The organism is Actinophytocola sp., from assembly GCF_036402745.1.
In the GTDB taxonomy this organism is placed as follows: Bacteria; Actinomycetota; Actinomycetes; order Mycobacteriales; family Pseudonocardiaceae; genus Actinophytocola.
The window spans coordinates 1-1,722 of record NZ_DASWSJ010000388.1; the positions used below are offsets into that span (position 1 = coordinate 1).

Sequence of the window (1,722 nt, forward strand, 5' to 3'; positions counted from 1 at the left end):
CGGTCAAGAGGGCCCAGCATCGCCAGCGACACCAGGCCAGCAGACCGCCTCACTCAGCCGTCGGCATCACTCCTCCCAGCAAGACCGGGCACCGGCGCCGACCAGCCACAACCACCTAACCCACCGGCATTGGGACTAGCCGCCTCGGCCACGCGCTGGTGGAGCTTGTCCCTGATCTCCTCCGGGGTGTAGGCGCGGCGGCGGCGCTCCGAGCGGGCGATCACCGCTCCGGTCGCGGCCACCCCGGCCAGGCCTGCCAAGCCGACGATCTTCCACCAGCGCATGGGCCTACGCTACAGCGATGGCCGACACGCAGCTCGGGCTCGACGAGGCTGTCAACCTGACCCGCACCGGCGACGTCTGGCTCTTCCGCGGCAGCACCGTCGCCGACCGGACCATCCGGATCACCACCAACAGCCCGATCAACCACGTCGGCATGTCCGTGGTCGTCGAGGACCTGCCGCCGCTCATGTGGCATGCCGAGCTTGGCAAGGCGCTCCCCGACAGGTGGACCGGCGCGCACCACCGCGGCGTTCAGCTGCACGACCTGCGCGACGCGGTCGTCCAGTGGACCGGCCGGTACAAGCAGCGGGCCTGGTGGCGCCAGCTCGAGCCGGCGATCACCCGGGACATGGAGGACGCCGTCCTCAAGACCGTCGCGCGCCTGGACGGCACCCCATTCCCCACCACCGCCAAGCTCCTCACCCGCTGGCTCTACGGCCGGGTGCCGAACCTGCGGCGGCGCGACGAGCGGACCGAGGCCACGCTCGAGACCGCCTACTGCGCCGAGGTCGTCGCGATCACCTACCAGGCCATGGGGTTGCTGCCCGGCGCGAAGCGGCCGAACTGGTACGACCCGGGCCGGTTCTGGAGCGGCGACGACCTGGAGCTGGCGGGTTACCAGCTGGGCGAGGAGATCGCGATCTCACCCTGACGCGTTCGCGTGGAGCCACGTGTCGGCCGCCCGGGCCGCCCGCTTGAGCGCGGACCGCTCGCCGAGATAGTCGCCCGCCATCCCGACGATCGGCAGCATCCCGAGCGCCCGGTGGTAGAACCGGCCGTGCGGACGCTTCTCCAGCTCGCCGGAGACCGCCATCAGCAGCCGGCCCTGCCGCCACAGCCACTTCGCCGCGGCCTGCACGCCGAACCGGGTGCCCTTCGCCGGCACCGCCTCGGCCGGCTGCTGCTCCTCGGTGAGCTCGGCGACCACCGCCTCGTCGGCCACGTCGTCGTCCCGGCCCGCGGCGACCACCGGGTCGATGTCCCGTTCGAGCAGCACCGACGCCAGCAGCCGCACCCGGGTCCCGCGGTCGTCGACGCCGTGCTCGGACGCGATCGCGCACAGCAGCAGCCCCTGGCCCGCCGAGCCGAGCATGTCCTGCAGCGGCAGCCGGTCGCCGAGCGCGCCGGCCAGCCCGGTGACCGACGCGGCCAGCGCGGTGAGCCGGCCGACCCGGCTGACCCACCAGTCCGACCGCTCCTCGACGCCGAGACGCGCCCAGCTCTCCGAGCCCGGCCAGCGGACCTTCTGGACCTGGCCCCTGATCTTGTCGAGCAGGCCGCGGTCGACCTCGCGGTCGTCCTCGGCGACCTCCAGGTCCACCGCCTCGCCGCCCGCGTCATCGTCGTCGCGCAGCCGGGCGAGCATGGGGCCGCAGCCGCGGACGAACAACCGCAGCACCGCCGCGGCGCGCTCGTCGGTGATCGGATCAGCCACGTGCC

The 1,722-nt window shown here is 73.2% G+C and carries 3 protein-coding genes; 1 reads left to right on the forward strand and 2 read right to left on the reverse strand.

The genetic code is table 11. The annotated features are described in order from the left end of the window. Positions 1-53 precede the first annotated feature (53 nt). A complete protein-coding gene (locus VGD70_RS34530) occupies positions 54-284 on the reverse strand; it encodes a hypothetical protein (RefSeq protein ID WP_331088945.1) in 231 nt (76 codons plus the stop codon). Positions 285-301: 17 nt separating this feature from the next. Here VGD70_RS34530 and VGD70_RS34535 point away from each other — a divergent pair, with 17 nt between their 5' ends. Then, positions 302-934: a hypothetical protein gene (locus VGD70_RS34535; RefSeq protein WP_331088947.1), complete on the forward strand. Its 633-nt coding sequence runs from the start codon at positions 302-304 to the stop codon at positions 932-934. Here VGD70_RS34535 and VGD70_RS34540 read toward each other — a convergent pair. Next, positions 926-1,722 (reverse strand): hypothetical protein (locus tag VGD70_RS34540; RefSeq protein ID WP_331088949.1); only part of this gene is annotated, 797 nt, incomplete at its 5' end. The genes VGD70_RS34535 and VGD70_RS34540 overlap by 9 nt on opposite strands.

What these genes read in the sequence shown, in the direction of transcription:
- VGD70_RS34535 (WP_331088947.1), top strand. Translation starts at nt 302, where the DNA reads ATGGCCGACACGCAGCTCGGGCTCGACGAGGCTGTCAACCTGACCCGC.
- VGD70_RS34530 (WP_331088945.1), bottom strand. Translation starts at nt 284, where the DNA reads ATGCGCTGGTGGAAGATCGTCGGCTTGGCAGGCCTGGCCGGGGTGGCC.